24 protein-coding genes and 1 tRNA gene are annotated in these 26,936 nt (G+C 69.9%); 16 read left to right on the top strand and 9 right to left on the bottom strand.

What is annotated here, in order from left to right:
* Positions 1 to 26: 26 nt before the first annotated feature.
* From ACIBLA_RS06125 to ACIBLA_RS06115, 3 genes are read right to left on the bottom strand one after another with little or no spacing between them, the layout of a single operon-like run.
* Positions 27 to 1,079: an ABC transporter permease gene (locus ACIBLA_RS06125; RefSeq protein ID WP_399197894.1), complete on the bottom strand. Its 1,053-nt coding sequence runs from the start codon at positions 1,077 to 1,079 to the stop codon at positions 27 to 29.
* Positions 1,076 to 2,116 (bottom strand): ABC transporter permease, encoded by a 1,041-nt coding sequence (locus ACIBLA_RS06120; protein WP_363240750.1) that lies wholly within the window; start codon positions 2,114 to 2,116, stop codon positions 1,076 to 1,078. Before ACIBLA_RS06120 ends, ACIBLA_RS06125 begins: the two co-directional genes overlap by 4 nt.
* A complete protein-coding gene (locus ACIBLA_RS06115) occupies positions 2,113 to 3,711 on the bottom strand; it encodes a sugar ABC transporter ATP-binding protein (protein ID WP_363240751.1) in 1,599 nt (532 codons plus the stop codon). Before ACIBLA_RS06115 ends, ACIBLA_RS06120 begins: the two co-directional genes overlap by 4 nt.
* Before the next feature lie 257 nt (positions 3,712 to 3,968).
* Between ACIBLA_RS06115 and rhaI the strand changes: the two genes are divergently transcribed.
* Entirely contained in the window at positions 3,969 to 5,141 is a 1,173-nt protein-coding gene (gene rhaI, locus ACIBLA_RS06110; protein ID WP_363240752.1) for an L-rhamnose isomerase, read from the top strand.
* Positions 5,142 to 5,146: 5 nt separating this feature from the next.
* On the opposite strand, the gene ACIBLA_RS06105 is transcribed toward rhaI, so the two are convergent.
* Together ACIBLA_RS06105 and ACIBLA_RS06100 are read right to left on the bottom strand one after the other, a co-directional pair.
* Positions 5,147 to 5,491 carry a trypco2 family protein gene (locus ACIBLA_RS06105; protein ID WP_363240753.1) on the bottom strand — a complete coding sequence of 115 codons (345 nt, stop codon included), beginning with the start codon at positions 5,489 to 5,491 and terminating at the stop codon, positions 5,147 to 5,149.
* Positions 5,488 to 8,541: an NACHT domain-containing protein gene (locus ACIBLA_RS06100; protein ID WP_399197893.1), complete on the bottom strand. Its 3,054-nt coding sequence runs from the start codon at positions 8,539 to 8,541 to the stop codon at positions 5,488 to 5,490. Before ACIBLA_RS06100 ends, ACIBLA_RS06105 begins: the two co-directional genes overlap by 4 nt.
* A 300-nt stretch (positions 8,542 to 8,841) precedes the next feature.
* Here ACIBLA_RS06100 and ACIBLA_RS06095 point away from each other — a divergent pair, with 300 nt between their 5' ends.
* On the top strand, positions 8,842 to 9,624 hold the full coding sequence (locus ACIBLA_RS06095) for a cobalt-precorrin-6A reductase (protein WP_399197892.1): 783 nt from the start codon (positions 8,842 to 8,844) through the stop codon (positions 9,622 to 9,624).
* On the opposite strand, the gene cobF is transcribed toward ACIBLA_RS06095, so the two are convergent.
* Positions 9,593 to 10,357, bottom strand: a complete 765-nt coding sequence (gene cobF, locus ACIBLA_RS06090) for a precorrin-6A synthase (deacetylating) (RefSeq protein ID WP_399197890.1) — start codon at positions 10,355 to 10,357, stop codon at positions 9,593 to 9,595. The genes ACIBLA_RS06095 and cobF overlap by 32 nt on opposite strands.
* 106 nt (positions 10,358 to 10,463) lie before the next feature.
* Here cobF and ACIBLA_RS06085 point away from each other — a divergent pair, with 106 nt between their 5' ends.
* Genes ACIBLA_RS06085 through ACIBLA_RS06075 form a run of 3 tightly spaced genes read left to right on the top strand, consistent with a single transcriptional unit; the run spans position 10,464 to position 13,275 of the window.
* Positions 10,464 to 11,183: a (Fe-S)-binding protein gene (locus ACIBLA_RS06085; protein ID WP_363240757.1), complete on the top strand. Its 720-nt coding sequence runs from the start codon at positions 10,464 to 10,466 to the stop codon at positions 11,181 to 11,183.
* Positions 11,180 to 12,622: a LutB/LldF family L-lactate oxidation iron-sulfur protein gene (locus ACIBLA_RS06080; RefSeq protein WP_399197889.1), complete on the top strand. Its 1,443-nt coding sequence runs from the start codon at positions 11,180 to 11,182 to the stop codon at positions 12,620 to 12,622. Before ACIBLA_RS06085 ends, ACIBLA_RS06080 begins: the two co-directional genes overlap by 4 nt.
* Positions 12,622 to 13,275 (top strand): lactate utilization protein C, encoded by a 654-nt coding sequence (locus ACIBLA_RS06075; protein ID WP_363240759.1) that lies wholly within the window; start codon positions 12,622 to 12,624, stop codon positions 13,273 to 13,275. Before ACIBLA_RS06080 ends, ACIBLA_RS06075 begins: the two co-directional genes overlap by 1 nt.
* Before the next feature lie 221 nt (positions 13,276 to 13,496).
* Here ACIBLA_RS06075 and ACIBLA_RS06070 read toward each other — a convergent pair whose 3' ends face one another.
* On the bottom strand, positions 13,497 to 14,003 hold the full coding sequence (locus ACIBLA_RS06070; RefSeq protein ID WP_399197888.1) for a DUF309 domain-containing protein: 507 nt from the start codon (positions 14,001 to 14,003) through the stop codon (positions 13,497 to 13,499).
* A 122-nt stretch (positions 14,004 to 14,125) separates the two neighbouring features.
* On the opposite strand from ACIBLA_RS06070, the gene ACIBLA_RS06065 reads away from it, so the two are divergent.
* Positions 14,126 to 14,199 (top strand) — tRNA-Pro (locus ACIBLA_RS06065).
* Positions 14,200 to 14,354: 155 nt separating this feature from the next.
* Here ACIBLA_RS06065 and ACIBLA_RS06060 read toward each other — a convergent pair.
* Complete coding sequence (locus ACIBLA_RS06060; RefSeq protein WP_363240761.1) at positions 14,355 to 14,741, bottom strand: SH3 domain-containing protein; 387 nt, start codon at positions 14,739 to 14,741, stop codon at positions 14,355 to 14,357.
* A gap of 443 nt (positions 14,742 to 15,184) precedes the next feature.
* Between ACIBLA_RS06060 and ACIBLA_RS06055 the strand changes: the two genes are divergently transcribed.
* The 9 genes from ACIBLA_RS06055 (at position 15,185) to manD (ending at position 24,979) form a co-directional block, all read left to right on the top strand.
* Entirely contained in the window at positions 15,185 to 15,961 is a 777-nt protein-coding gene (locus ACIBLA_RS06055; RefSeq protein ID WP_363240844.1) for a (5-formylfuran-3-yl)methyl phosphate synthase, read from the top strand.
* A gap of 8 nt (positions 15,962 to 15,969) precedes the next feature.
* Positions 15,970 to 17,385 carry an aldehyde dehydrogenase family protein gene (locus tag ACIBLA_RS06050; protein WP_399197887.1) on the top strand — a complete coding sequence of 472 codons (1,416 nt, stop codon included), beginning with the start codon at positions 15,970 to 15,972 and terminating at the stop codon, positions 17,383 to 17,385.
* Complete coding sequence (locus ACIBLA_RS06045) at positions 17,382 to 18,482, top strand: NAD(P)-dependent alcohol dehydrogenase (protein ID WP_363240763.1); 1,101 nt, start codon at positions 17,382 to 17,384, stop codon at positions 18,480 to 18,482. The genes ACIBLA_RS06050 and ACIBLA_RS06045 overlap by 4 nt, the downstream gene beginning before the upstream one ends.
* A 74-nt stretch (positions 18,483 to 18,556) precedes the next feature.
* Entirely contained in the window at positions 18,557 to 19,468 is a 912-nt protein-coding gene (locus ACIBLA_RS06040) for a class I SAM-dependent methyltransferase (protein WP_363240764.1), read from the top strand.
* Positions 19,469 to 19,557: 89 nt separating this feature from the next.
* Entirely contained in the window at positions 19,558 to 20,364 is an 807-nt protein-coding gene (locus tag ACIBLA_RS06035) for a FadR/GntR family transcriptional regulator (RefSeq protein WP_363240765.1), read from the top strand.
* 153 nt (positions 20,365 to 20,517) lie between these two features.
* The gene (locus tag ACIBLA_RS06030; protein ID WP_399197886.1) at positions 20,518 to 21,837 is read left to right on the top strand and encodes an extracellular solute-binding protein; all 1,320 of its coding nucleotides are present in this window, start codon (positions 20,518 to 20,520) and stop codon (positions 21,835 to 21,837) included.
* Positions 21,837 to 22,808: a carbohydrate ABC transporter permease gene (locus ACIBLA_RS06025; protein WP_399197885.1), complete on the top strand. Its 972-nt coding sequence runs from the start codon at positions 21,837 to 21,839 to the stop codon at positions 22,806 to 22,808. The genes ACIBLA_RS06030 and ACIBLA_RS06025 overlap by 1 nt, the downstream gene beginning before the upstream one ends.
* On the top strand, positions 22,805 to 23,653 hold the full coding sequence (locus ACIBLA_RS06020; RefSeq protein WP_363240768.1) for a carbohydrate ABC transporter permease: 849 nt from the start codon (positions 22,805 to 22,807) through the stop codon (positions 23,651 to 23,653). The genes ACIBLA_RS06025 and ACIBLA_RS06020 overlap by 4 nt, the downstream gene beginning before the upstream one ends.
* Positions 23,654 to 23,755: 102 nt before the next feature.
* Positions 23,756 to 24,979: a D-mannonate dehydratase ManD gene (gene manD / locus ACIBLA_RS06015; RefSeq protein WP_399197884.1), complete on the top strand. Its 1,224-nt coding sequence runs from the start codon at positions 23,756 to 23,758 to the stop codon at positions 24,977 to 24,979.
* Between the two features lie 36 nt (positions 24,980 to 25,015).
* Here the strand turns inward: manD and ACIBLA_RS06010 are convergent, their stop codons facing one another.
* On the bottom strand, positions 25,016 to 25,999 hold the full coding sequence (locus ACIBLA_RS06010) for a threonine/serine dehydratase (protein WP_399197883.1): 984 nt from the start codon (positions 25,997 to 25,999) through the stop codon (positions 25,016 to 25,018).
* Between the two features lie 111 nt (positions 26,000 to 26,110).
* Here ACIBLA_RS06010 and ACIBLA_RS06005 point away from each other — a divergent pair, with 111 nt between their 5' ends.
* A complete protein-coding gene (locus ACIBLA_RS06005; RefSeq protein WP_399197882.1) occupies positions 26,111 to 26,911 on the top strand; it encodes an SAM-dependent methyltransferase in 801 nt (266 codons plus the stop codon).
* Positions 26,912 to 26,936: the final 25 nt, after the last annotated feature.

Raw genomic sequence — 26,936 nt, 5'->3', positions numbered from 1 at the left:
CTTTCGGGAGGGTCGGAACGGAGAAGTCAGGGGGCGGCGGAGACGGGGACGGATTCCTCGGCCGCCGTACGCCGATGTCGGCGCTCCGCGAGCACGGAGATGATCCGGGGAGTCAGTACGGAGGCGACGAGCAGCAGGCCGGTGACGATCACCTGGATCTCGTTGGAGATGTCGTTGAGGGTCAGCAGATTCGTGAGCAGCCCGATCAGCAGCACACCCGCGACGGCGCCGCCGAGCGTCCCCTTGCCGCCGTCGAAGTCGACGCCGCCGAGCAACACCGAGGCGATGACGACCAGTTCGAGACCGAGCCCGTTGTCGGCGCGCGCGCTGCCGTAGCGCAGGGTGTAGACGATCCCCGCGAACGAGGCGACGAGACCCGACACCACGAACAGCGCCAGCTTCAGCCGCTTGACCCGGATGCCCGCGAACCACGCGGCGTCCTCCTGGGCGCCGATCGCGAACAGCGAACGGCCGAAGCCCGTGCAGTGCAGCGCGATCGCCGTGCCGACGGCGAGCACCGCGAACAGCGCGACGGGGTACGGGACGAAGGTGCCGGGCACCGTTTCCGTGTACGCCGCGTACCGGGCGTACGTCTCCGGGAAGTCGGCCACCGCCTCGTCGCCGAGGATGACCGACGCCAGCCCCCGGTAGAGCGTGAGCGTGCCGATGGTGACGGCCAGCGACGGCAGCCCGACGCGGGTGACGAGCCAGCCGTTCAGCAGCCCGCCGGCCGCGCCCGCCAACAGGCAGAGGGGCACGATCAGTTCGAAGGCGAAGCCCGCCTGCCAGAGCGAGCCGGCGAGCGCGCTGGACAGCCCCAGCATCGAGGCGACGGAGAGATCGACCTGCCCCGCGACCACCAGCAAGGTCATCGGCAGGGCGATGAGCGCGATCTCGGAGACGTCACCGAGTGCCGCCGACAGATTGTCCGTGTTGGCGAACCCGTCCGTCGTGCCGGTGCCGGCGAGGAAGACCGCGATCAGCAGGATGCCGACGGCCGTGTCCCAGCGCAGGTACCTCGTGAGTGCGGTCTTCGCGGTCTGCCCGGTCTTCGCAGTCGTCGGGGTCGTCGTGGTCATCGTCGGCTCCTCTTCCTGAGCGCGCTGGTCGTACGCACCTGCAAGACGCGGTCGGTGGTGATGGCCGCGAGCAGCAGCACGCCGGTGATGGCCTGCTGCCAGAAGGAGTCGACCTTGAGGACGACCAGTGCGCTGCCGATGGTGGTGAGCAGCAGCGCACCGAGCGCCGCGCCCCAGACACTGCCCGTGCCGCCCGTGATGGCGACGCCGCCGACGACGACCGCGCTGACGACGGTCAGCTCCCAGCCGTTGGCCGCGTCCGCGACGACGGTACCGAAGCGGGCGAGCCACAGCGCGCCGGCGAAGCCGGCGATCGCGCCGGAGAACGCGTACGCCGCCAGGATCCGGCGCCGTACGGGAATGCCCGCCAGCCGTGCGGCGTCCGGGCTCGACCCGATCGCGTACAGCTCACGTCCGCTGCGGTAGGTGCGCAGGAAGTAGCCGGTGGCGGCGAGCACGGCGGCCGAGATCAGCGGCAGATACGGAATGCCGAGGATGCTGCCGGAGCCGAGGGAGAGAACGCCGTCGGGGACGTTGACGGCGTTGATCTGCTCGCCGTGCGCCCAGGCGTGGTCGATGCCCTGGATGATGTAGAGCATCCCGAGCGTGACCACGAGCGCGGGCACCCGGCCGAAACTGACGAGCGCGCCGCTGACGAGCCCGCAGACGGTGCCGAGCCCGACGCCGAGCAGGACGACGGTGAGCGCGCTGTGATCCGTGCCGGAGGCGAAGTGGCCGCAGGCGAACGCCGTGAGACCGACGACCGAGCCGACCGACAGGTCGATGTTGCGGGTCATCACGACGACGGACTGACCGACGGCGAGCAGTACGAGGATCGAGGAGTTGAGGAGCAGGTCCTTGATGCCCTGGTCGTCCAGGAAGCCGGGGTTGGCGAGCCAGGTACCGAGGATCAGCAGCGCGAGCGCGCCGCCGATCGCGATCTCCCGCGCGCGGAAGACGGCGTCGACGAGCGACCGGGCCGAACGCCCTTCCTCGGCGGGCGCCTCCGGGGTGGGCCTGTCGAGCGTGCTGGTCATGGCGTCGGCTCCTTCGCCGCCGTACGTCCGGTGTCGGTGTCGGTGTCCGCGTCGGTGTCCGCGTCGCCGGAGGCGGGTGGCGTGCCCGGCGTACGACCGGTGGCCGCGGCCATCACGGTCTCCTCCGTCGCCCGCTCACGCGGTATCTCGGTGGTGAGCCGTCCCTCATGCATCACGAGGATCCGGTCGGCCATGCGCAGCACCTCGGGGAGATCGGACGACACCATCAGAACGGCGAGTCCGTCCGCGGCGAGTGCCGAGAGAAGCCGGTGGACCTCGGCCTTCGTACCGACGTCGATACCGCGCGTGGGCTCGTCGACGATCAGTACGGCCGGGTCGGTGGCCAGCCACTTGGCGAGGACGACCTTCTGCTGATTGCCGCCGGACAGGACGGACACCGGGTCGGCGAGCTTGTTGTACTTCAGCTGGAGCTTCACCGCCCAGTCGGCGGCACGCCCGTGTTCCAGTGCCCGGCTGACCAGACCTCGGCGGCGTACGCTGCGCAGCCCCGTCAGACCGATGTTCCGCTCGATGGACATCTCCATCACCAGACCGCGCAGCCGCCGGTCCTCGGGGACGAGCGCGAGCCCCGCGTCCATCGCGGCCGTCGGCGAACCGGCGGGCAGGACACGGCCGTCGACCTTCACCTCGCCCGCGTCGGCGCGGTCCACCCCGAAGACGGCCTGCGCGACCTCGCTGCGCCCCGCGCCCACCAACCCGGCCAGAGCGACGATTTCACCCCGGCGCACGTCGAACGAGACGTCCCTGAAAACCCCTTCGCGGGTCAGCCGGCTCACGGACAGCGCCGTCGAGCCGGGCTTCGCCGCGGCCTTGGGATAGAGATCGTCGAGATCGCGGCCGACCATACGGCGCACGAGGTCGTCCTCGGTGAGCCCGTCGAGCGGTTCGGAGGCGATGTGCCGGCCGTCGCGCAGGGTGGTGACGTGCGAGCAGAGGCCGAAGATCTCCTCCAGCCGGTGCGAGATGAACAGCACCGCCGCGCCCTCCGCCCGCAGCGTCCGTACGACGGAGAACAGCCGGGCGGTCTCGCCGCCGGTGAGCGCGGCGGTGGGCTCGTCCATGATCAGGACGCGCGCGTCGAAGGAGAGCGCCTTGGCGATCTCGACGATCTGCTGGTCGGCGATGGACAGTCCGCGCGCGGGCCGCTGCGGATCGAGCGCCACCCCGAGCCTGCTCATCAGGTCGGCCGTCGCGCGGTGGACGGCCTTGCGGTCGATACGTCCGGCGGAGCGCCGGGGCTGGCGGCCCATGAAGATGTTCTCGGCGATGGAGAGATCGGGGAAGAGCGTCGGCTCCTGATAGATGACGGCGATGCCGGCGTCCCTGGCGTCGGCGGGGCCGTGGAAGACGACGGGTTCACCGGCGAGCAGGAGGCTGCCCTCGTCGGGGCGGTGGACTCCGGCGAGGGTCTTGATCAGGGTGGACTTGCCCGCACCGTTCTCACCGGCCAGGGCATGGATCTCACCGGACCGCAGTTCCAGGGAGACGTCGTGCAGGGCCCGTACGGCTCCGAAGGATTTGGAAACTCCCCTCAACGCCAGGACAGGGGCCGGGCCCTTGTCGGGCTTTTCCATGGCGGGCTCCTCGGCGGGCTGGTGGTGGGGCGGGGCTGCTGGTGGGTGGGGCGCTCGTGAAAGGATTCAACTTTTCCGGAAGCTAGACGGGCCGAACGCCGCGCGTCAATGGGCGTGCACGGGAAACCCCTGTCTTTTCCTTATGAAGGGGTGGCGCGTCGGCCGCGGACAAGTCAGGGCCTTGACAGGTCGGTCGGCCCGGCACATCATCGCCCATGATGAATCGATTCATGGTCTGCTGAATGGAGCGTTGAGAGATGACGAGCCACCAATCCGACATCTCCGCCGTGAAGGCGGCCCTCGCGGCTCAAGCCGTCGAGACGCCGTCCTGGGCGTACGGCAACAGCGGGACCCGGTTCAAGGTCTTCGCCCGGCCCGGCGTCCCCCGTACCCCCGAGGAGAAACTGGACGACGCGGCCCGCGTACACGCCCACACTGGCGTCGCGCCCAGCGTCGCGCTCCACATCCCCTGGGACAGGGTCGACGACTACGGCGCGCTGGCCGCGTACGCCGCGGAGCGCGGAGTGCGGCTCGGCACCATCAACGCCAACGTCTTCCAGGACGACGACTACAAACTCGGCAGCGTCTGCCACCCGGACGCCGCGGTGCGCCGCAAGGCCCTCGGGCACCTCATGGAGTGCGTCGACATCATGGACGCGACGGGGTCGCGCGACCTCAAGCTCTGGTTCTCCGACGGCACCAACTACCCCGGCCAGGACGACATCCGCGCCCGCCAGGACCGCCTCTCCGAGGCTCTGGCGGCCGTGTACGAACGGCTCGGTGACGACCAGCGGATGCTGGTGGAGTACAAGCTGTTCGAACCCGCCTTCTACGTCACCGACGTCCCCGACTGGGGCACGGCCTACGCCCACTGTCTGCGCCTCGGCGAGAAGGCCAAGGTCGTGGTCGACACGGGCCACCACGCGCCCGGCACGAACATCGAGTTCATCGTCGCGGTCCTGCTGCGGGAGGAGAAGCTAGGCGGCTTCGACTTCAACTCCCGCTTCTACGCGGACGACGACCTGATGGCCGGCGCCGCCGATCCGTTCCAGCTCTTCCGGATCATGTACGAGGTGATCCGCGGCGGCGGTCTCACGGCGGACATCGCGTTCATGCTCGACCAGTGCCACAACATCGAGGAGAAGGTCCCCGCGGTGATCCGCTCGGTGATGAACGTCCAGGAGGCGACGGCGAAAGCCCTGCTGGTGGACGCCGACGCACTGGCCGCCGCCCAGCGGTCCGGCGACGTCCTGGCGGCGAACGCGGCGCTGATGGACGCCTACAACACGGACGTACGCCCCCTGGTCGCCGAGGTCCGGACAGAACTGGGCGCGGACGCGGACCCGGTGGCGGCATACCACGCGTCGGGCTACGGGAAGAGGATCGTGGCGGAGCGGGTGGGCGGGGAGCAGGCGGGGTGGGGGGCGTAGCCGGGTCAGTCGCCGCTGGGCCCGAAGGCGGAGACGTCGGCGCCGGGCCCGGCGTTGCCGATCTCCCAGAGCTCGCCGGTGCGGGCGTCCCTGGGCTTGAGCGTGAAGGCGACCTTATGGGTGTGGGTGCTGCCGCGCCCGGTGTCGGCGTCCGCGGAGACCACCCAGGCCTTGACGCCGCCCTTGACGGTGGTGTCGTGCCGTAGCTCGACGGCGAACTCCATCTGGATCTCCCCGACATCGAACCGCAGCTCCTGCCCGGCGCCGGCGATGGCGGCGGCCAGGAGCTGGTCACGGACGGCCTGGACGGCTTGGGTGAGGTCGACGCGGGGGAGGTTGTCGGGGGTCATGAGGGGTCCTCCGTGGGTCGGGAGAGGCGGTGGACGACAAAGGGATCGGCGCCCTCAAGGAGTACGGGTCCGCGGGTGATCGTGACCTCGACCTCGGGAACCCAGGTCAGCGCCGAGAGGTCCACGGTGACCGGCTCGTCGGATTCCAGACGCAGAAGAAGCCGTCGCAGGTGCGGGAAGAACTCCCGGAGCCGGCCGGAGCCGGTGTCTTCGTCGATCCGTAGGACGAGGTGCAGCCGGGTGATCGAGGGGAGAGCGGGCCAGCGGGTGGACAGCGTCAGCGTCTCCGGCTCTCCCGAGCCGCTGAACACGCCGAGTGTGAGCGCCGGGAGATCGGCTGCGGCGTCGAGTCCGAACAGGTCCTGCGAGACACGCACGCCGAACAGGCTGAGCTTTTCGAGGCCCAGCTCCGCGACGCCGCTGTAGTCGTCGACCTCCGCACATGACACCAGTCGCAGATGGGTCAGCGACGTGGCCTGCCCCGCGAAGTGCTGAAGATTCTTCAGCCGGCTGTTGTCGAAGACGGTGACCCTCTCCGCGCGCACGGCCCGGACGGCGCCGGCGATTCCCGCGGGGCTCAAGTCGCCGTGGAACGTCACGTCCGGCACGGCTCCCACCAAGGGCAGGGCGGCGAGCTGTTCCGCGGAGTGCACCGCGATCGTCAGATCGTCGGTGACGACACGGGCGAGGACGAGTTCGGCGAAGGCGGTCGCGTCGAAGGCCCCCCAGGCAGAGACGAGTTCGGCGCGTACGTCGCGCGCCGGATGCTCCGCGTACTCAAGAAGTACCTGTAACGCGTGGTCCCCGCGGATCCGTCGAGCGGTCGTCACCACGGCCGTCGCCTCCTCGTCCGACAGACCCTCCGGGCCGGGAAGCAGGTCCAGCACCAGCGGGCCGGCGTCGGCCAGCAGCACCGCCTCGTCCACGTTCTTGGGCGGTACCAGGGCGTTGGCCCGTCGCTCCACCTCCCTGCGGACCTGTGGATCGAGGCTCGTGGCATGCTCCAGGCTGGCGGCGGCGAGCAGATGGATCCGCATCCGGGTGCCGTCCGAGGAGTCGGGAATCGCGTCCCCCCGAGCCACGAGTTGCGTCAGCAGCGCCGCCCTCTCGCCGTCGCGGGCGTGCCCCACGGCCATTCGGACGATGTCCTCCCACTGCGGCTCGTGGGCGCGTGCGGCCACGAGGTTGATGTCCTGCGCGTCGATGGCCGCCCGTGCCCCCAGATAATCCAGAAACGTCCGATGAATGAAGTCCACCGTCATCGCTGTCGGCGCGCGCAGAAGGCCGCTTCGGTGCAAGAGGAACCGGAAGACCTGTGGGGCGTCCTCGGGCGGCGCCACATGGGGCATGGCCGGCAGGAGCCGGGCGATACGCGCGACCACATCGTGCTGCCCGGCCTCCGCGATCTCGTTGCGGATCATCCAGTACGCGATCTCCTGAAGGATCTTCTGCTGTGCGTCCTCGGAGAGCATGAGTCCCTCCGGCGCCCCGACCGCCCGTTCGCCGTCGCGGCGGACCAGCAGCATGGTCAGCGCCGCGCCGTAGAGGTTCATCCTGCTGTCCGGCAGGAACCCCCGCCGGTCGCGGTGCAGGGCGCAGATCATGGCGCACATGAGGGGGTTGGTGGCGAGTCGGGCGAGGTCCTGCTTGCGGGGGAGTATGGACAGCAACTGTCCTTCATACGTGTGCAGTTCGGCCCGCTCCAAGCCACGCTGGGCGATCGAGCGTGCTGCCGTGTGCCACCGCTGCACGAAGGAGGTGACGTCCCGCCCGTTCATCGGCAGCAGTTGGAATTCGGCGAAGTCCCTGCGGCTCAGCCACCCGTCATCCACCGCTGTCGGACGGGTCGTCACCACCACGGCCGTGCGCGGATAGGCGGTGAGCAGCTTGAGCAGCCACTCCTTCGTCCGCGCGCGGTCCGCCTCCGGCATCTCGTCCACGCCGTCCAGGAGGAGCAGTCCGCGCCCCTCCGTGAGGACCGCGTCCATCCATCCGCGGGGTGGGCTCAACGGATGCCCTCCGGCACTCAGGAAATCCGCCGGTGCGGGCAGCACGGCGCCGCGCACCAGTGTGCGCAGCGGCAGCACGACGGGGACTCGTCCGCTGAAGTGGGCGAGCTGGTCGGGGAATGTGTCCCGTGCCGCGTTCGTGGCCAGCCACTGCACGAGTGTGGTCTTGCCGGAACCGGCTCCGCCGCGCAGCAGCACACGCCACCGGTTGCGCAAGGCGGTCTCGACCCGGCCGCGTTCCTGCACGGTGGGCGCATCGTCGTCCCCTCGGCCGCGGACGAGTTCGAGGCTCAGGTAGGCCGAGTCGAGCGGCCACTGGGCGTGCTCGGATCGGCTGAGGTCGAGACCGAAGATGCTCAGCTCCCCGAATGTCTCGGCGACGTAGGCGCAGTAGCGACTCTCGAACTCGGCTGAGATGTCGGGTGTCCGGTGCAGCAACGTGCAGTGCAGGTACTCGCCGAAGTGGATTTCGAACAGCCTGGCAACGCGGGGTACGCCCGCAAGACTGTGCAACGAGACCGCGGCGAGCCGGCTGTGCTGCCAGCCGGCCCCGTCGCTGGTGACCACGCCGATGAGGTGTCTGCCGGAGAAGACCGGCGCGCCGGACATCCCGGCCCACGGTGACTGCCCGTCATCCCGTGCTGCGGGAGGAGTGCCTGCTCCCTCCAGGACGAATCCGCCGCGCACGATCCCCGACGCCGGCTTGATCGTGCCCTGGAACTGCTCGATGTCCAGCTTCCGGCCGTTGTACCGCCGCACTTGGGGATATCCGAGGGAGTAGCAGTCGAGCAGTGGCGCGATGCCGGCGACGCGTCCGAATCGGTTCGGCTGGAACGCCCGGACCGTCTCGGGGGTCACCAGGTCCTCGTCAGCGAGCAGCAGCGCCGCGTCGCCTTCGTCCGTGTCGCCGGCCCATAGAGTCCGGCAGGAGATCCGCCCGCGCCCGTCCGGCACGACGACCGTCGTCGCCATGTCATCGCTCAGTAAGTGCCGTGCGGTGAGGACGATGCGGGCGGAGAGCAGATAGCCGCTTCCCTGCATGGCCCCGAACACGGCAGCGATACGGCCCTTTATGACCCCCCGCCCTCCTGGTCAACGACTGCTTCGACTCGCCGCGGCTCCCCAACTCGCATGCTAGAAAGGAGTGTTAGGTTGGATTGCCCAGTTCGGGAGACTCGAACCGTCATTCAATTCTGGTTCTGGCTCCGGCCTCTCACGAACAGCAGGACCGTGCGACCTGGCTCCGCCGCGCCCTGGGCCGGGCGTGCGGTACCGACTGGGCGGCCGTTCACGCCGGGGCCCGCCTCCTTCTGCCCGTACCGCCCCCGTAGCCTCGTCCGTATGTCCGACCCGCGCGTGCTCATCCTCGGTGGCACCACCGAAGCCCGGCTCCTGGCCGACGCGCTCGCGGCGACCGCCCCGCACGTGCGGGTCACCACCTCCCTGGCCGGGCGGGTCGCCAACCCGGCCGCACGCCTCGCCGGGAACGTCCGCGTCGGCGGGTTCGGTGGACCCGACGCCCTCGCCGCGTGGCTGCGGCAGCAGCGGATCGACGTCCTCGTGGACGCCACGCACCCCTTCGCCGCCACCATCAGTGCCCACGCCGCCCGGGCGGCAGCCGCCACCGGCATCGACCACTTCGCCCTGCGCCGCCCCGGCTGGCCCGCCGACCCGCGGGACCGCCGTCACCCCGCACGCTCACTCGCGGACGCCGCCGCGCGGCTCGTCGTACTCGGGGGCAGGCGGGTCTTCCTCACCACCGGGCGCCAGGGGCTCGCCGCCTTCGCGGGAGCCGAACTGGACGGGCTGCACTTCCTCGTACGTACCGTGGAACCGCCCGAGCCACCCCTGCCCCGCAGCATCCACATCCTGCTCGACCGGGGCCCGTACACCCTCGAAGGCGAGACCGCGCTGCTGCTCGAACACCGCGTCGACGTCCTCGTCACCAAGGACAGCGGCGGTCCGGCCACCGCCGCGAAACTCACCGCCGCCCGCGAACTCGGGCTGCCCGTGGTCATGATCGAACGACCGCCCGCGCCCGACGGCGTACCGGAAGTGCCCGACGTACGAGCCGCACTGACCCGGCTGGGATTCAGTCCCGCCGCAGCAGATACGTGTCCATGATCCAGCCCTTGCGGGCGCGGGCCTCCGCCCGTACCTCCACGATCCGGTCCGCGACCTCCGAGAGCCGCCCCGAGATCAGGATCTCGTCCGCCGTCCCGACGTACGCGCCCCAGTGGATGACGGGATCCTCCGCCAGGTAGTGGCGGAACGACTGGTGTCCGTCCAGCATCACCACCACGTCGTCCACCCCCTCCGGCCACGCCGCCGCCAGCCGCCGGCCCGTGGTGATCTGCACCGGGCGCGCCACCCGGTTCAGCCCCGTACGGTGCTTGGCGAGCAGCGCGGAGACGCTGCTGATGCCGGGGATCACCTCATGCTCGAAACCGACCGTGCCGCGCGCCAGGATCTCGTCCAGGATGCCGAGCGTCGAGTCGTACAGCGCGGGATCGCCCCACACCAGAAACGCCCCGACCTGGTCCTCGCCCAGCTCGTCGGTGATCATCCGCTCGTAGATGTCGGCGCGTCGGCTGCGCCAGTCGCCGACGGCGGGGGAGTAGTCGGCGCCGCCGGCCGTCCGGTCCCGGTCCGGGTCGCGCGCCTCGACCAGCCGGTACTCCCGGCCGTTCACGATGTGCTCCGCGAGGATGTCGTGCCGCAGCCGGATCAGGTCCGCCTTCGCCTCGCCCTTGTCGAGCAGGAAGAACACGTCCACCCGGTTCAGCGCCTTGACCGCCTGGAGGGTCAGCTGATCAGGGTCACCCGCGCCGATGCCGATCACATAGATCTTTCTCACCGGGCCGAGTCTGCCTCATGGAGGCGGAAGCCTTCCGTCCCCGTCGATACATCGGATGTCTGCGTGGGTCTTACGTTCACCGCAGGTCGCGGCATATGCTCCGGCCATGCGTGTCGCCCTCTTCGTCACCTGTGTCAACGACGCGGTGTATCCGTCCACCGGGATCGCGACCGTGCGGCTCCTCGAACGCCTCGGAGTGGAGGTCGACTTCCCCGAGGCGCAGACCTGCTGCGGACAGCCTCAGTTCAACACCGGCTACCGCAAGGAGACCGAACCGCTCGTACGCCGCACGGCCGCCGCCTTCGAGGGGTACGACTACGTGGTGACCCCTTCGGGATCCTGCGCCGCCATGGTCCGGCAGCACTACCCGAAGATCGGCGACGCCTCGGCCGCCTCCCTCGCCTCCCGCACCTACGAGCTGACCGAATTCCTCGTCGACGTCCTCGAAGTGACCGACGTCGGCGCCTACTTCCCGCACACCGTGACCTACCACCCGTCCTGTCACGGCCTGCGCCTCCTGGGCCTCGGCGACAGACCGCGCCGACTCCTGGAGGCCGTCGACGGACTGGAGTTGCGCGAGCTGCCCGGCGCCGACGAATGCTGTGGATTCGGCGGCACCTTCGCCATGAAGAACTCCGACGTATCGACCGCCATGGGTCAGGACAAGGTCAGCAACGCCGTCTCCACCGGCGCCGAGGTCCTGTGCGGCGCCGACAACTCCTGCCTGATGCACATCGGGGGCGTGCTGCGCCGTGCGGAAGCACCGCTGCGTGCCCTGCATCTCGCCGACATCCTGGCGAGCACCCGAGAGGAGCCCCTCGTATGAGCGGGACGTTCGTCGGTATGCCGTCCTTCCCGCGGGCGGCGAAGGAGGCCGTGCACAACAAGACCCTGCGCGGCAATCTGCGCCACGCCACCCACACCATCCGCGACAAGCGCGCCAAGGCGGTGGCCGAACTCGCCGACTGGGCCGAGCTGCGCGAGGCCGGGAAGCAGATCAAGGACCATACGCTCCGTCATCTCGACCGCTACCTCCTCCAGTTGGAGAGCCAGGTCACCGCAGCCGGCGGCACCGTCCACTGGGCGGCCGACGCCGACGAGGCCAACCGGATCGTCGCCGACCTGGTCAAGGCCACCGGTGAGACCGAGGTCGTCAAGGTCAAGTCGATGGCCACGCAGGAGATCGGTCTCAACGAGGCCCTGGAGGCCGAAGGTATCGCGGCGTACGAGACCGACCTCGCCGAACTGATCGTCCAGCTCGGCGACGACCGCCCCTCCCACATCCTCGTCCCCGCCATCCACCGCAACCGCGGCGAGATCCGCGACATCTTCCGCGAGAAGATGGCCAGTTGGGGCCGCGCGGCGCCGGCCGGCCTCACCGACCTCCCGGCCGACCTCGCCGAGGCGGCACGGCTCCACCTCCGCGAGAAGTTCCTGCGCGCGAAGGTCGGCATCTCCGGCGCCAACTTCATGGTCGCCGAGACCGGCACGCTCGTCGTCTTCGAGTCCGAGGGCAACGGCCGGATGTGTCTGACGCTGCCCGAGACGCTGATCTCCGTCGTGGGTATCGAGAAGGTGGTGCCGAGCTGGCGGGATCTGGAGGTGTTCCTCCAGACGCTGCCCCGCTCGTCGACGGCCGAGCGGATGAACCCGTACACCTCGACATGGACCGGCACCGCCGACGGCGACGGGCCGCGCACCTTCCACCTCGTCCTCCTCGACAACGGCCGCACCGACACCCTCGCCGACGAGGTCGGCCGCCAGGCGCTGCGCTGCATTCGCTGCTCGGCCTGTCTCAATGTCTGCCCGGTGTACGAGCGGGCGGGCGGGCACGCGTACGGCTCCGTCTATCCGGGTCCGATCGGCGCGATCCTCAGTCCCCAACTCCGGGGCACCCAGAGCGAGATCGACGCCTCGCTGCCGTACGCGTCGTCGCTGTGCGGCGCCTGCTACGAGGTGTGCCCGGTCGCGATCGACATCCCCGAGGTACTGGTCCATCTGCGGGAGCGGGTCGCCGATCAGGGCGGCAAGGGCCACCGGCTCGAAAAGGCCGCGATGAAGGCGGCGGGGTGGGTGCTCGACCATCCCGGCGTGCTGGGGGCGGGGGAGCGGGCCGCGTCGAAGACGCGCAGGCTGCACCCGTCGAAGCTGCCGGGCGCGGGCGCGTGGACGCGGAGCAGGGAACTGCCGGAGATGCCGGCGGAGCCGTTCCGCGACTGGTGGAAGAAGAACCGCAAGCCGAAGACGGACGGGAGGAAGCCGTAATGACCACCGACCCGTCCGCCGCTCCGGGAAACGGTTCGCGCGAGCGCATCCTGGCCCGCATCCGCGCGGCTGTCGCCGACGCGCCGGACGCGCCCGACGTCACGCGCGACTACCTCGACACGCACACCCCCGACGCGGGCATGGTCGACCTGCTGGCCGAGAACCTGGCCGACTACCGTGCCCTCGTCCACCGCACCGACTCCGCCGGGCTCACGGAACTCCTGATGCGACTGCTCGCCGAGCACGGTTCCCGTACGGTGCTCGTCCCGCCGGGCCTGCCTCCGTCGTGGCTCGCCGCCGCCGATCCGACCCGGATCCACGACCGGGAGGCTTCCACCGCACAGGAGTTGGACGAGGTCGACAGCGTCGTCACCGGCTGCGCCGTCGCCATCGCGGAGACCGGCACGATCGTCCTGGACGGCAGCCCCGACCAGGGCCGGCGCCGTATCTCGCTCGTCCCGGACCACCACATCTGCGTGGTCCGGGCGCCGGAGCAGGTCGTCGCCTCCGTACCGCAGGCGCTGCCTCGGCTCGACCCGACCCGGCCGCTGACCTGGATCTCGGGTCCGTCGGCGACGAGTGACATCGAGCTGGACCGGGTCGAGGGTGTGCACGGTCCGCGCACGCTGGAGGTCGTCCTGGTCGAGGACTGACCGGGGGCGATGCCACCGTTGTCCGTTACGCGTCGGGCACCCAACTGCCGTGGAATCCCAGGGGTACCCGGCGCGTCCCACCTCGTGATCATCGCAACTCCCCTGTCCCCGAATCCAGATGCGTATCGATCTGCCTGGGAAGATCTTGCTGCGGATACATGCGCAGGTCAGGAAGGCTGAGGCCCGAACGAGGGTGTAGCTGAGCCCGCTGTCCGGGAGTGTCACTCACCACCCTTCGGGCGGTCGGTCAGCGTCAGGCGCGGCGCCTCGACTGCCGCGTCCACCGGGCCGTCCCCACCGCGTTCCGCGATCCGTTCCGCCAGCTCACGGGCCCACGAGGTCAGCCCGCGTACGTCGATCCCGTACGGCGCCCCGTACCCGGAGATCCGCTCGGCACCCCGCAGCAGCAGCCGCGCCCCGCCCGTCGGGTTGCCCCGCGCCGCGTGTGTCAGCCCCACCGCGAGCTGCGCCATCCCACGCCACAGCGCCTCCTCCTCACCGGGCCCCGACTTCCACGCGTCCTCGAACACCTCGTGCGCGTGGAACGGCATGCCGGTGTCGAGCAGCCGCTGAGCCTCCCGCAGCGTCTCGCCCGGCGCTCGCACCACCCCCTCGGGCTGCCGCTCGACTCCGGGCGCCCCGTACGGCAACGGCCGCCCCAGCCCATCCCTCGGCCGCGCGTTCCGCGCCCGCCCTTCGACGTCTCGATCCCGCCGCTTCTCCGCCATACCCCGATTGTCACCCGTCCCCCTCCCACCCCTCCCACATCCTGGGCGGCCCGCCGCCGGTCCGAGGTGGGGTAATGTTCTCCACTGTGGCCGCAGGGGAGAACGCCTGGTCGGCCGTACAGCGGGACGTGGCGCAGCTTGGTAGCGCACTTGACTGGGGGTCAAGGGGTCGCAGGTTCAAATCCTGTCGTCCCGACTCGAAGGAGTCACAGGTCAGGGCCGGTTTCGGAGTAATCCGAAACCGGCCCTTGGCCATTCGTGCGGAGCGGTTGGGGTCCGGCCTCTCTGCACCGCGCGCGGTGCTCAGTCTCGCAGTGCCGGCTTGCCGGGGCGGTGGTCAGTGAGTCGTGTTCAGCACCACGGCGGGATGCCGTTGATGTTCTCGACATAGCGGGCGGCGACCCAGCCGCCCTTCTTCAGCAGGTACCAGCGGGGATTGCCGTCCACGACCTGGCCGTTGACCTTGCACTTGATGTCGATGACGGTGCCGAACGGGATCGAGCGGATCGGCTTGTGGTTCGTGTTCGGGGTCTTGCGCACGTTGAGCGAGGGGTGGGCGATGACCCGGCCCCTGAAGACGACGGCCGCGGAGGCCCGGTCGGTCTGCGCGGTAAGGGAGACCGGTCCCGTGGCTGCCTGGTGGTCGGTGGCGACGGCGGGGGCGGAAAATGCCGTGCCGGCCAGCAGGACCCCGGCGAGCACGGAGACGATTCCCTGCCCGGTGTGCGGTGCGCTCATGGCGATTCCTCGTGTTGTCGGTGAGCATCCGGGGACTCCCCGGTTACGACACCTTCATGGCACAGGCAGGGCGTGGCTGGGCCGTGTTCCCGCGGAGGAAACGCCGACTCCCACCCGGATGGGCGTGCAGCCGAGGGGCTTCCGCCGGTGACCGGCGGGCGTCAGGTGGCGGAGGTCTGCGGATCGTGGGCGCCGGACGGGTCGCTGCGCGGCATCAAGAGCGGCGACATTGGCCCCCTTGGGGGCCAGCGACGCGGCGAACTGGTCGATCAGCGCCTGCGGCGGAGGGGTGGTGAGTGGTGCGCGCTGGGGGCGTGAGGAGGGGATGGCAGTGACCCGTTCGGTCCTCCGCACGCCCTGTCAAAGATCACAGGCCGCGGAAATGATGAGCGGACCGTACGCGTTCCAGGCGACTCCGCACACCTGCCCTTCGGCGGGTGGACATGCGGTGGAAGGAGTCCACGTTGTTGCTTCTCATCTCTCCCGACAGTGTCGAAGAGGCCCTCGACTGCGTGAAGGCGGCCGAACACCTCGACATCATCGATGTCAAGAGACCCGCCGAGGGCTCGCTCGGTGCGAACTTCCCCTGGGTCATCAAGGAGATCCGTGACGCGGTCCCCGCGGACAAGCCGCTGTCCGCCACCGTGGGCGACGTACCGTACAAGCCCGGCACGGTGGCGCAGGCGGCGCTCGGCGCGGTGGTCTCCGGAGCCACGTACATCAAGGTCGGTCTCTACGGATGCACGACGCCCGACCAGGCCACCGATGTGATGCGCGGGGTCGTCCGGGCGGTGAAGGACTACCGGCCGGACGCGTTCGTCGTCGCCTCGGGCTACGCCGACGCCCACCGGATCGGCTGCGTCAACCCGCTCTCGCTGCCTGACATCGCCCGCCGGTCCGGTTCCGACGCGGCCATGCTCGACACCGCGATCAAGGACGGGACGCGGCTGTTCGACCACCTGCCGCCCGACGTCTGCGCGGAGTTCGTCAGGCTGGCCCATGAGGCCGATCTGCTGGCCGCTCTCGCAGGCAGCGTCAAGGCCGCGGACCTCGCCGTGCTGACCGGCATCGGCACGGACATCGTGGGCGTACGCGGCGCCGTCTGCGAGAGGGGTGACCGCGATACGGGAAGGATCAAGCCGGAGTTGGTGGCCGCCTTCCGGGCGGAGATGGACCGGCATGCCGGGGAACACGCGGCTGCCGTCGCCGCCGTCGGCTGACCGCCGGCATGCCGAGGAGCCATCCCGGTCGCGCGCCGGGGACCCGCGGTGGGCGCTTCCCTGTCCTCGATCCGGCGACGGGCAAGGCCTTCGACGAGGCTCCCGACCAGCAGCCGGAGGAGTTGGACGCCGTCGTCGGGCGGGCGCACGAGGCCTGGCGCGGCTGGCGGGCCAACTCCCTCGCCCGTTCAAAGGCGTTGCTCACCGCTGCCGACGCCGTCGAGGCGGCCGGGGCCGATCTCGCTCCGCTGCTCACCCGTGAACAGGGCAAACCCCTGGCGGAGTCGTACGCGGAGGTCGCCCGCGCGGCGGCCCGTCTGCGCTACTTCGGCGAAATGGGCGCCGAGTTGGCCCCTGAGTCCCAGGAGATCACGGACGGTCGGCCGGTACGCGGCGAGATCCGCTGGCGACCGCTCGGGCCCACCGCCGCGATCGTTCCGTGGAACTTCCCCCTCCAACTCGCGTCGGCGAAGTTCGCACCCGCGCTCGCCGCGGGCAACACGGTGGTGCTCAAGCCCTCCCCGTTCACGCCCCTCGCCACCCGGCTGCTGGGGTCCGTCCTCTCCACCGCCCTCCCCGAGAACGTACTGACGGTCGTCACCGGTCGCGAACCCCTCGGCGCCCGCCTCGCGTCCCATCCGGGGATCCGTCATGTGACCTTCACCGGTTCCGTTCCCACGGGACGGGCCGTCGCGCGGGGCGCGGCGGCCTCGCTCGCCCAAGTCACCCTGGAACTGGGTGGGAACGACGCGGCCATCCTGCTGGACGACGTGGATGTGGAGCGGATCGCGGAGCGGCTGTTCTGGGCGGCGTTCCGCAACTGCGGACAGGTCTGCATGGCCGTCAAGCGGGTCTACGCCCCCGCCCGGCTCTACGCACGGGTGGTCGAGGCGCTTGCCGAACACGCCAAGACCGTCGTCGTCGGAGCCGGGCTCGACCCGGACACACAGCTGGGGCCGGTCAACAACGCCCCCCAACTGGCCGGAGTGGAACGCCGCACGGCGCGGGCCCTGGCAGACGGTGCCCGAGCCGCGGCCGGTGGCCACCGGCTGGACAGACCGGGTTACTTCTTCGCCCCGACCGTCCTGGCCGATGTCCCGCCCGCCAGCCCCGTGGTGACGGAGGAGCAGTTCGGCCCGGTGCTTCCGGTGCTGCCGTACAGGAGCCTCGACGAAAGCGTCGACGCGGCCAACGACACCGGATTCGGGCTGGGCGGCTCGGTGTGGGGGACCGATCTCGACCGGGCCGGGGCGGTGGCCGACCGGCTGGAGTGCGGGACGGCGTGGATCAACCACCACGCGGAACTCTCCCTCGCCCAGCCCTTCGCGGGCATCAAGGACAGCGGTGTCGGGGTCGCGGGCGGGCCGTGGGGACTCTACGGAAACCTCAGGCCGTTCGTTGTACACCGTCCGGAGGAGACGTGACGACGAGGTTCGGCGCGGCGGTACTGCGCTCGTGCGAAGGCCGTTTCGCCCTTGAGGAGGTGATCCTGAACTCGGGACCGGCCGACGGCGAGGTCCTGGTCAGGATCGCGGGCTGCGGGATGTGCCGGACCGACCTCGCGGTCCGTCGTTCGGCCGGCCGTTCACCGTTGCCGGCCGTGCTCGGCCACGAGGGAGCCGGGGTCGTGGTGGGGACCGGCGGCCCGGCGACCGGTCTGAGTGTCGGCGACCATGTGGTGCTGAGCTTCGACTCCTGCGGACACTGCCGGAACTGCCTCGGCGCGGCCCCCGCCTACTGCGACTCCTTCGCCGCGCTCAACCTCTTCGGAGGGCGAAAGGAGTACGCGGCACGCTTCACCGACGCGGCCGGGGGCGAGCTGGCGCCCCGGTGGTTCGGTCAGTCCTCGTTCGCCGAGTACGCCATGGTCCCGGCCCGCAACGCCGTACGGGTCGATCCCTCGCTGCCCGTCGAACTCCTCGGACCGCTCGGCTGCGGCTTCCTCACCGGCGCCGGAGCGGTTCTCAACTCCTTCGGTGTCGGCCCCGGCGACACCGTCGCCGTCTTCGGCGCGGGAGCGGTGGGTCTGGCCGCGGTGATGGCGGCCACCGCCGCCGGGGCGGTGACCGTGGCCGTCGACCGGCACCCCGAACGGCTGGCGCTGGCCGAGAAGTTGCACGCGATCCCGCTGCACGCCGCGTCGGCCGGTCTGCCCGACCGTGTTCAGCGGCTGACCGACGGCGGTGCTCAGTACGCGTTGGACACCACGGGCTCCGCCCGGCTGATCAACGACGCGCTCAGGGCTCTGCGCCCGACCGGCCACCTCGGTCTGGTGGCACGGCTCCACACCGCGCTGCCACTCGAACCGGGGACGCTGGACCGGGGCCGGCGGATCTCCCACATCTGCGAGGGGGACGCGGTGCCGGGCCTGCTGATTCCACGGCTGACCGGGCTGTGGCAGGCGGGGCTGTTTCCGTTCGACCAACTGATCCGTACGTACCCGCTCGCCGACATCAACGAGGCCGAACGCGACTGCGATGCGGGACGCGTGGTCAAACCCGTCCTGCTGCCGCACGCCTGACGGACGGGCCGGACCGACTTCTCGTGATCCCTGCTCGTCACCCGTAACCCGTAACCCGTACAGAGGGAGGACGCATGGCCGACACAGCGCATCGGGACACCCGCGCGGAAGGCGTGGAGGGAGGCATCGGTCTCACCGCTCTCATGGTCGCCGCGGCACGCGCGATCGAGACCCACCGCGACGACAGCCTGGCCCAGGACGTCTACGCGGAGCACTTCGTGCGCGCCGCACCGGCGTCCGCGCGCTGGCCGGTCCACCCGCGGCAGGTCCCGGACGGGGACGCGAACCCCCTGTGGGGACGTTTCGCACGTTACTTCGGTCTGCGGACGCGGGTCCTGGACGACTTCCTGCTGCGGTCGGTGCACACCGGGGGCGCCCGCCAAGTCGTCCTGCTCGGGGCGGGGTTGGACGCGCGGGCTTTCCGGCTCGACTGGCCTCCCGGCTGTGTGATCTTCGAGATCGACAAGGAAGGTGTGCTGGCGTTCAAGCACCAGGTGCTCGGCGGACTGTCGGCCGTTCCGAAGGCGGCGCGTGTACCGATCCCGATCGACTTGCGCGCGGACTGGGTCGGGGCACTGGCAGGCGCCGGCTTCGACACGGCCGCACCGAGCGTCTGGCTGGCGGAGGGGCTGCTGTTCTACCTGCCGATCACCGCCGAGACCTATCTCATCGACACGGTGGACGGATTGAGCGCGGGGGGAAGCGCTCTGGCGTACGAGGTCAAGCTCGAAAAGGACCTGCGGGACTACCGCGACAGCCCGCTCTACGCCGCCACGAAGGACCAGATCGGTATCGACCTGCTCAACCTGTTCGACGGTGAGCCGCGGCCCGACTCCGCAGGTGATCTACGGAGCAAGGGCTGGTCCACAGCGGTCCACACCCCCTTCGACTTCACCCGCCGCCACGGACGCGGCCCACTGCCCGAGCAGCGGAACGACGCGCTGGAGGGCAACCGCTGGGTGTTCGCGAACAAGCCCCGCCCGTGAGGCCGTGACGCCGTGACGTCGCGCTCAGGCGGGGGCGTGACCAGCCGGCTCGCGGCGGAGTGTCCGGGAGGGGCGATATTCTCCGGTCCATGCCGACACCTGACCCTTCCGCGCGCCGGGGCCTCCTCACCGAGCGCATCGCCCGTCAGCTGGAGCACGAGATCCGGTCCGGGGATATCGCCGTCGGTACGAAGCTGCCCTCCGAGCGGGAGCTGGCGGCCCAGTTCGGGTCCAGCAGGAACGTCGTGCGCGAGGTGCTGCGGCGGCTGGAGGCGCAGCATCTGATCGAGGTGGCCCCGGGGCGCGGTTCCTTCGTACTGGAGCAGAGTTCCGGGCAGGCCAGGGGGTACGACGCCCTGTACCGGGCCGGTCGGCCCACCGTGCGGCAGCTCATCGAGGCCCGGCTGCCGCTGGAGGTCGAGACGGTGCGGCTCGCCACCCTGCGGGCGAGTGCCGAGGACATCGAGATCATGCGGGCCGCCGTGAACGCGCTGGAGACATCGACGGACGTCGTCGTCAAGGCGCAGGCGGACATGGAGTTCCACGACGCCGTCGCGACGGCCAGCGGCAACCCCGTGCTACGGATCATGCTTTCCTCGATCAGCGGGATGATGTTCGAGATGATGCTCCGCTCGAACTCCGATCCGTCGATCGCCGAGCCCGGAGTCCCGCACCACCCGGACATCTTCGCGGCCATCGAGGCCCGCGACGTCGAGCTGGCCTGTGAGCGGATGCGCGCCCATCTCACGCTCGGCCTGCGTACCTACGGCGCTGACCTCGACATTCCGGTCAACGTCATGGCTCAGCACCACATCGACTCGCTGCTCGCCGAGTCGGAGGGGCGCCGGGGCGCGTACCGGTCGGAGCCGTCGGCACCGGACGGCCGTCCTCGGTAGGGCTCCACTGGGCAAGACACCCCCCCCTGGTCTCGTCTGCCGGTCAGGGGGGTGGCCGGATTTCGTCGCTGCTGTTAACCTCCCCTCCATTCGATTGAACTGGTCCTACCAGTTGGACCAGAGTGCCGGAGATCGAGAGAGACGAGGACAAGGATGTCCACGAGCCGCCAGTCCCTCAGCCGCCGTTCCTTCGGCCGGCTGGCCGCCGGCGTCGCGGGTGCGGCAGGTCTTGGGGCGCTCGGCGCCTGCGCGCCCCCGCGCGGGAAACCGTCCGCGAGCACCCCGTTGCGGATCATGGCGATCAACCACGTCTGGGCGCAGGCGATCCAGCGCCGTACCGAGGAGTTCGAGGATCTGATCGGGCGCCGGGTCTCCGTCACCATGCTCACCTCCGACCAGCTCGCCAGCAGCTACAACGTGAAGCTCAACGCCTCCGGCACGGACGTCGATGTGATGATGGTCCGCGCTCTCCAGGAGCAACTGCTCTTCGCGCACAACAACTGGCTCACCGATCTCACCGACCGGGTGGAGACGGACAAGGACTTCGCCTGGGGCGACTTCCAGCCGGCACCGCGCAACGCCTCGGTGACCGCGGGAAAGGTGCTCAGCGTGCCGGTGGTCACCGAGCGCCCGGTGCTCTACTACCGCAAAGACCTCGTCGGGGACCTGGGCGGACCGCCCACGACCCTCGACGCGCTCATGGACGCCTCGCTCGAACTCGCTGACCGGCGGAGGAACTTCTTCGGCTACGTGGGGCGCGGCCAGCGCGCCGGCGCCGTGTCCCAGTGGTCGAGCTTCCTCTACTCGTACGGCGGGGACTTCGTCGTGGACGGGAAGTCCGCCATCGCGACCCCGGAGGCGCTCGCGGCGTACACGTACTACGGAAAGCTCCTCGCGAAGGCCGGGCCGCCGGGCGCGACCAACATGAGCCTCGAACAGGCCATGCCGATCTTCGCGCAGGGCAAGGCGGCCTTTTACATCGACGCCGACGCGATCTACAGCAGCTTCCTCGACCCGAAGATCTCGACGGTCCGCGAGACGGTCGGCTTCGCCGCCTTCCCCGCCGGTCCCGCCGGCGCCCGGCCCCACAACATCCCGTCCTGGAGCCTGGGCATCAACGCGTTCTCCCGGCTGCGGGACGAGTCGTGGGAGTTCATCCGCTGGGCGTCGAGCCCGGAGATGGTCGCCGCGATCCAGGCCGACGGCATACCCGGTGCCCGCGCCTCCGCGTGGGCCGACGCGAAGACCCTCGCCTCCTTCCCGCCGCAGCTCGCCGAGACCATGCGCGTCAACGCGGCGCGCGGGCTCGGCTACGACCGCCCGCGCGTCCTCCAGGTCGGCCGGGCCAGGGACATCGTCGGCCGGCCACTGGTCGCCGGAATCCTCGGCGAGCCGGTCGAACCCGTGGTCCGTGACGCGAACGCGGAGTTCGCGGATTTCCTCGTCCGCGACAACCGCCACAGGGAGAACTGATGTCCCGCACCGATGTCTTTGAGGCCGGGTCGGCCGCCGTGTCCGCCAAGCCGGCGCGTACCAGCGCGCCCCGTGTCCGCCCGCCCCGTACCTTCGAGCAGGCAAACCGGCGGCTGAAGTGGACGATGCTCGCGCCCGCACTGCTTTTCGTCGGCCTCATGATCATCTTTCCGCTGGTCTTCACCCTCAACTTGAGCTTCACCGACGCCTTCGGAGCGGTGAACGCCGGCAAGAAGAACGTGGGCCTGAGCAACTTCGCCGACACGCTCGGGGACACCCGCCGCTTCTGGCCGGCCGCGCGCCGCACCGTGATTTTCACGATCGGCGCGGTCGCACTGGAGACGGTGCTGGGGCTCGCCCTCGCGATGCTCATGCGCAAGGCCTTCCGGGGCATGCGCTGGGTGCGCACCGTCCTGATCATCCCGCTGCTGACGACGCCGGTCGCGATCGGCATCCTGTGGCTGCTGATCCTTGACCCGACCAACGGCATCGCCAACCATCTGCTCTCCTCGGTCGGCCTGCCCCGTCAGGAGTTTCTCGGCTCGGTCGGACAGTCACTGCCCACCCTCATGCTCATCGACGTGTGGCAGTGGACCCCGATGATGACCCTGCTGCTGCTCGCCGGGCTCACGACGCTGCCCCAGGAGCCCGAGGAGGCGGCCCTGGTCGACGGGGCGAGCGGCTGGCAGCGCTTCCGGTACGTGATCCTGCCGATGCTCGGCCCGACGCTCGCGACCGCCCTCGTCCTACGGGCCGTCGACGCGCTGAAGACCTTCGACATCCTGTACGCCACCAAGGGCGCGGGCGGCGGCTCCGACTTCGAGGCGGAGACGCTCAACGTCTACGCCTACGGGCTGACCTTCGACTACCAGGAGTACGGACTCGCCGCCGCCGTCCTCGTCCTGTTCACGCTGTTCATCATCGGCGTCGTGGTGCTGCTCCGCCGCCGTGCCGGAAGGGATGCCGTATGAGTGCCGTCGTTTCTCCCTCCACCGGGCGCACCAAGCGGCGCGCGTACGGCTCGTGGCTGCGCGGGATCGCGATCGGCGTCGTCACCCTGATCTTCGCGCTGCCGGTGATCTGGATGTTCGCCGCGGCCTTCAAGACCAACGTCCAGGTCACCGATCCGAGCGTGGGCCTGTGGTTCACACCGACGCTCGACAACTTCCGCAGCATCGTCGAAGCGGGCCAGATCGTCCGCTCGATGGGCAACTCCCTGCTCGTCGGCGTCGTTTCGACCGTCCTGTCGGCACTGATCGCGGTGCCGGCCGCGTGGGCGGTGGGCCGCTTCGGGATGTACCGCACAGGATCGCTGATCCTCGTTGCCCGTATCGTCCCGGCCATTTCCCTGCTCGTGCCCTGGTACTACCTGTTCGCGCAGGCCGGGTTGGTCGGCTCCTACACCGTGCTGATCCTGAGCCATATGTTCGTCTCGGTGCCGCTCATCATGTGGATCATGATCAGCTTCTTCGCAGGGCTGCCGGTCGAGTTGGAGGAGGCCGCCCGCACCGACGGGCTCTCCGCGTTCGGCGCCTTCTGGCGGATCGCGCTGCCACTGGCCGCACCCGGTACCGCGACCGCCTCGCTCCTGGCCTTCGTCTTCAGCTGGAACAACTTCATGTTCGCGCTCGTCTTCGCCGACGACGACACGCAGACGGTTCCGGTGACGCTGTTCAACTTCATCTCCTACGCAAGCACGGACTGGGGCGGTCTGATGGCCGCCGCGACCCTCATCACCGTGCCTGTCGTACTTGCCGCCGTCCTGGGGCAGAAATACCTGGTCGCCGGATTGACCTCCGGCGCCACGAAGGGCTGAGGCCTTTCGGAGCAGGCCGCCCAACTTCCTCTCCCGGCACCTGTTCTGTCCAGACCGTACTCGTACAGCCGCCTCGTCGCGGCTCGGAAAGAGCGAAACAGTATGAAGATCGTCGACGCGAAGGTCGTCGTCACCAGCCCCGGCCGGAACTTCGTCACCCTGAAGATCACGACCGACGAAGGGCTCACCGGACTCGGCGACGCGACGCTCAACGGCCGCGAACTCTCGGTCGTGAGCTACCTCCGCGACCACGTCGTCCCGCTCCTCATCGGCCTCGATCCGCACCGGATCGAGGACACCTGGCAGTCGCTGTACCGCGGCGCGTACTGGCGGCGCGGCCCGGTCACCATGGCCGCGATCGCCGCCGTTGACGTCGCCCTGTGGGACATCAAGGCCAAGGCGGCCGAACTCCCCCTGTACCAACTGCTGGGCGGTGCCAGCCGGGAACGGGTGGGCACCTACGGGCACGCGAGCGGACGGGACCTGCCGGAGCTGTTCGACTCGATACGGGAGAAGCTGGCGCAGGGCTACCCGGCCGTCCGCGTCCAGACCGGCGTACCGGGCCTCAAGACCGTGTACGGCGTGGGCGGTTCCGCCACGACCGGACCGGCCGCGGACGCCCCGCCCGCGTCGCATCCCCGCCCGGTGGTCGAGGACTGGGACACCGCCGCGTATCTGCGCCACCTACCGACCGTATTCGAGGCCGTACGCGCGGAGTTCGGTGCCGAACTGCCGCTCCTGCACGACGCGCACCACCGGCTCACCCCGATCCAGGCGGCCCGGCTGGGCAAGGACCTTGAGCCGTACCGGCTGTTCTGGCTGGAGGACTGCACACCCGCCGAGAACCAGGAAGGGCTGCGGCTGGTGCGCAGGCACACCACGACGCCGCTCGCCATCGGCGAGGTCTTCAACACGGTGTACGACTACCAGACCCTGGTCACCGAGCAGTTGATCGACTACGTGCGCTCGGCGGTCACCCACTTCGGCGGGGTCTCGCCACTCAGGAAGCTTTTCGACTTCGCCGCGCAGTACCAGATCAAGAGCGCCGTGCACGGCCCCGAGGACATCTCCCCGGTCGGTATGGCCGCCGCCGTCCATCTCGACCTAGCTGTCCACAACTTCGGCATCCAGGAGTACTCGGGCCACACCCCGCTCACCGAACGGGTGTTCCGCCACGCGTACACCTTCACCGACGGCCACCTGCACCCCGGCGAGGCCCCCGGCATCGGCGTCGAACTGGACGAGGAACTGGCCGCCGCCCACCCGTACGACCCGGCCTATCTGCCGGTCAACCGGCTCCAGGACGGGACGGTCCACGACTGGTGAGAATCCCGGGCGGCGCGGAGCGGGCCCCGTTCAGGTCTACGGACCCGCGGGGAGGGGAGTCGCGCCGGCCCAGCGGTGATAGGCGTCCATGTCGACGTTGCTGCCGCACACGATGGTCACGACGTGTCGGCCGGCGAAGCGCTCGCGGTCTTCGAGGGTCGCCGCGATGCCGAGCGCGGCCGACGGTTCGACGACGAGACCGGCGTGGTCGAGGAGAAGCCGCATCCCGGCGATGATTGACGCCTCCTGGACGAGGACGGCGTCGTCGGCGACCAGGAGGAGATCGTCCAGGACGGCCGGGATGGGTCGCCGGCCGGCGACGCCGTCGGCGATGGTGTCGGCCGACTCCGTGGTGACGACGTGCCGCCCGCGCCACGAGAGCGTCATCGCCGGTGCGCCGAGCGGCTGGACACAGATCACCTCGACGTCGGGCGCCAAGTCCTTCATCACATGACCCACACCGGTGGCCAGCGCGCCGCCGCCGAGAGCGATCAGAACGGCGTCGAACGACGGTGCGGCGTCGACCAGTTCGAGGCCGATGGTCGCGGCGCCCTCGCAGGTCTCGATGTCAAGGCTGTCCTCGACCAGCCGGATGCCCTCGTACCGCGCGATGTCCGCCGCGCGCTCGCGAGCCAACTCGTGGTCGCCGTCCACGAGTTCCAGCGTGGCGCCCAGTGCGCGAATGCGATCAAGCTTGGCCGCTGTCGCGAAGCGGGATGCCACGACGGTGGTGTCCAGGCTCCGGCCGCGACCGGACCAGGCGAGTGCTTGACCGAGATTGCCGGCGCTGGCGCACACCACGGCCCGTGAGTCGCCGTCGGCGAGCAGGCTCGCGACCATTTCGGTGCCTCGGGCCTTGAAGCTGCGGACCGGGTTCGCCGTTTCGAGCTTGATACTCACCGTGCACCCGAGGACGGGCTCCAGCGCCTCGCCGCGGTAGAGCGGAGTGTCCAGAAATATCGGGTCGATGACCCGGCGAGCCGCCCGGATCCGAGCTGTGTCCAGACGCGTCTCCCGCATGACACAGCAGGTTAGCCGCCGTCGGCGCCGTTCCTCTCGCCCGGCGCCGACGGAACGTATAAGCGGTAGCGTTGCCACGAGGTCTGGCAGAAACGAACGTGTGGAGCGGTGATGCGGAACCCAAAGGATCGAATCGACACCAAGACCGCCCATTCGGCGCGGGTGTACGACTACATTCTGGGCGGTAAGGATCACTACCTGGTCGACATCGAAGCGGGTGACGCGATGTGCCGTCACTGGCCCGCGCTCCCCGTGCACATGCGGGAGAACCGCCGCTTCATGCACCGTGCCGGCCGGTATCTCGCGCAGGAGAAGGGCATCCGGCAGTTCCTCGACATCGGTACGGGGCTGCCCACTTCGCCGAACCTGCACGAGGTCGTCCAGGAGGTCGCGCCCGAGTCCCATGTGGTCTACGTCGACAACGACCCGATCGTCCTCGCGCACGCCCGTGCTCTGCTGAACAGCAGCCCCGAAGGCGCCACCGCCTACATCGACGCCGACATGCGGGACCCGGACGCCATCACCCAAAGCCCCCAGTTCCAGGCGCTGTTGGATCTGGACGCGCCGGTCGGCCTGATGATCATCGGCATCATGCACTTCATCCGGCCGCCCGGCGACCACCAACTCGTACAGCGGCTGCTCGAACCGCTCCCGGCGGGCAGCTACTTGGCGATGACGATCGGCACCGCCGACTTCGCGCCGGAGGAAGTCGGCCGGGTGGCCGAGGAGTACGAGCGGCAGAACATGCCGATGGTGCTGCGCGACCACGCCACCGCCCTGTCCTTCTTCGACGGCATGGAGCTGGTCGAGCCCGGCGTCGCGCAGGTCCACAAGTGGCGGCCGGAGGCCGAGCAACAGGGCGTCCATGACCCCGACATCGCGATGTACGGCGCGGTGGCACGCAAACTCTGACCGCTTGTACGGCAGTTCGAGTCAA

Origin of the sequence: Streptomyces sp. NPDC050433 (assembly GCF_044458565.1) — a bacterium.
GTDB lineage: Bacteria > Actinomycetota > Actinomycetes > Streptomycetales > Streptomycetaceae > Streptomyces.
This window is presented reverse-complemented; position numbering and strand designations above follow the sequence as displayed.

What these genes read in the sequence shown, in the direction of transcription:
- ACIBLA_RS06125 (WP_399197894.1), bottom strand. Translation starts at nt 1,079, where the DNA reads ATGACCACGACGACCCCGACGACTGCGAAGACCGGGCAGACCGCGAAG.
- ACIBLA_RS06120 (WP_363240750.1), bottom strand. Translation starts at nt 2,116, where the DNA reads ATGACCAGCACGCTCGACAGGCCCACCCCGGAGGCGCCCGCCGAGGAA.
- ACIBLA_RS06115 (WP_363240751.1), bottom strand. Translation starts at nt 3,711, where the DNA reads ATGGAAAAGCCCGACAAGGGCCCGGCCCCTGTCCTGGCGTTGAGGGGA.
- rhaI (WP_363240752.1), top strand. Translation starts at nt 3,969, where the DNA reads ATGACGAGCCACCAATCCGACATCTCCGCCGTGAAGGCGGCCCTCGCG.
- ACIBLA_RS06105 (WP_363240753.1), bottom strand. Translation starts at nt 5,491, where the DNA reads ATGACCCCCGACAACCTCCCCCGCGTCGACCTCACCCAAGCCGTCCAG.
- ACIBLA_RS06100 (WP_399197893.1), bottom strand. Translation starts at nt 8,541, where the DNA reads ATGCAGGGAAGCGGCTATCTGCTCTCCGCCCGCATCGTCCTCACCGCA.
- ACIBLA_RS06095 (WP_399197892.1), top strand. Translation starts at nt 8,842, where the DNA reads ATGTCCGACCCGCGCGTGCTCATCCTCGGTGGCACCACCGAAGCCCGG.
- ACIBLA_RS06085 (WP_363240757.1), top strand. Translation starts at nt 10,464, where the DNA reads ATGCGTGTCGCCCTCTTCGTCACCTGTGTCAACGACGCGGTGTATCCG.
- ACIBLA_RS06080 (WP_399197889.1), top strand. Translation starts at nt 11,180, where the DNA reads ATGAGCGGGACGTTCGTCGGTATGCCGTCCTTCCCGCGGGCGGCGAAG.
- ACIBLA_RS06075 (WP_363240759.1), top strand. Translation starts at nt 12,622, where the DNA reads ATGACCACCGACCCGTCCGCCGCTCCGGGAAACGGTTCGCGCGAGCGC.
- ACIBLA_RS06070 (WP_399197888.1), bottom strand. Translation starts at nt 14,003, where the DNA reads ATGGCGGAGAAGCGGCGGGATCGAGACGTCGAAGGGCGGGCGCGGAAC.
- ACIBLA_RS06060 (WP_363240761.1), bottom strand. Translation starts at nt 14,741, where the DNA reads ATGAGCGCACCGCACACCGGGCAGGGAATCGTCTCCGTGCTCGCCGGG.
- ACIBLA_RS06055 (WP_363240844.1), top strand. Translation starts at nt 15,185, where the DNA reads ATGCGGTGGAAGGAGTCCACGTTGTTGCTTCTCATCTCTCCCGACAGT.
- ACIBLA_RS06050 (WP_399197887.1), top strand. Translation starts at nt 15,970, where the DNA reads ATGCCGAGGAGCCATCCCGGTCGCGCGCCGGGGACCCGCGGTGGGCGC.
- ACIBLA_RS06040 (WP_363240764.1), top strand. Translation starts at nt 18,557, where the DNA reads ATGGCCGACACAGCGCATCGGGACACCCGCGCGGAAGGCGTGGAGGGA.
- ACIBLA_RS06035 (WP_363240765.1), top strand. Translation starts at nt 19,558, where the DNA reads ATGCCGACACCTGACCCTTCCGCGCGCCGGGGCCTCCTCACCGAGCGC.
- ACIBLA_RS06030 (WP_399197886.1), top strand. Translation starts at nt 20,518, where the DNA reads ATGTCCACGAGCCGCCAGTCCCTCAGCCGCCGTTCCTTCGGCCGGCTG.
- ACIBLA_RS06025 (WP_399197885.1), top strand. Translation starts at nt 21,837, where the DNA reads ATGTCCCGCACCGATGTCTTTGAGGCCGGGTCGGCCGCCGTGTCCGCC.
- ACIBLA_RS06020 (WP_363240768.1), top strand. Translation starts at nt 22,805, where the DNA reads ATGAGTGCCGTCGTTTCTCCCTCCACCGGGCGCACCAAGCGGCGCGCG.
- manD (WP_399197884.1), top strand. Translation starts at nt 23,756, where the DNA reads ATGAAGATCGTCGACGCGAAGGTCGTCGTCACCAGCCCCGGCCGGAAC.
- ACIBLA_RS06010 (WP_399197883.1), bottom strand. Translation starts at nt 25,999, where the DNA reads ATGCGGGAGACGCGTCTGGACACAGCTCGGATCCGGGCGGCTCGCCGG.
- ACIBLA_RS06005 (WP_399197882.1), top strand. Translation starts at nt 26,111, where the DNA reads ATGCGGAACCCAAAGGATCGAATCGACACCAAGACCGCCCATTCGGCG.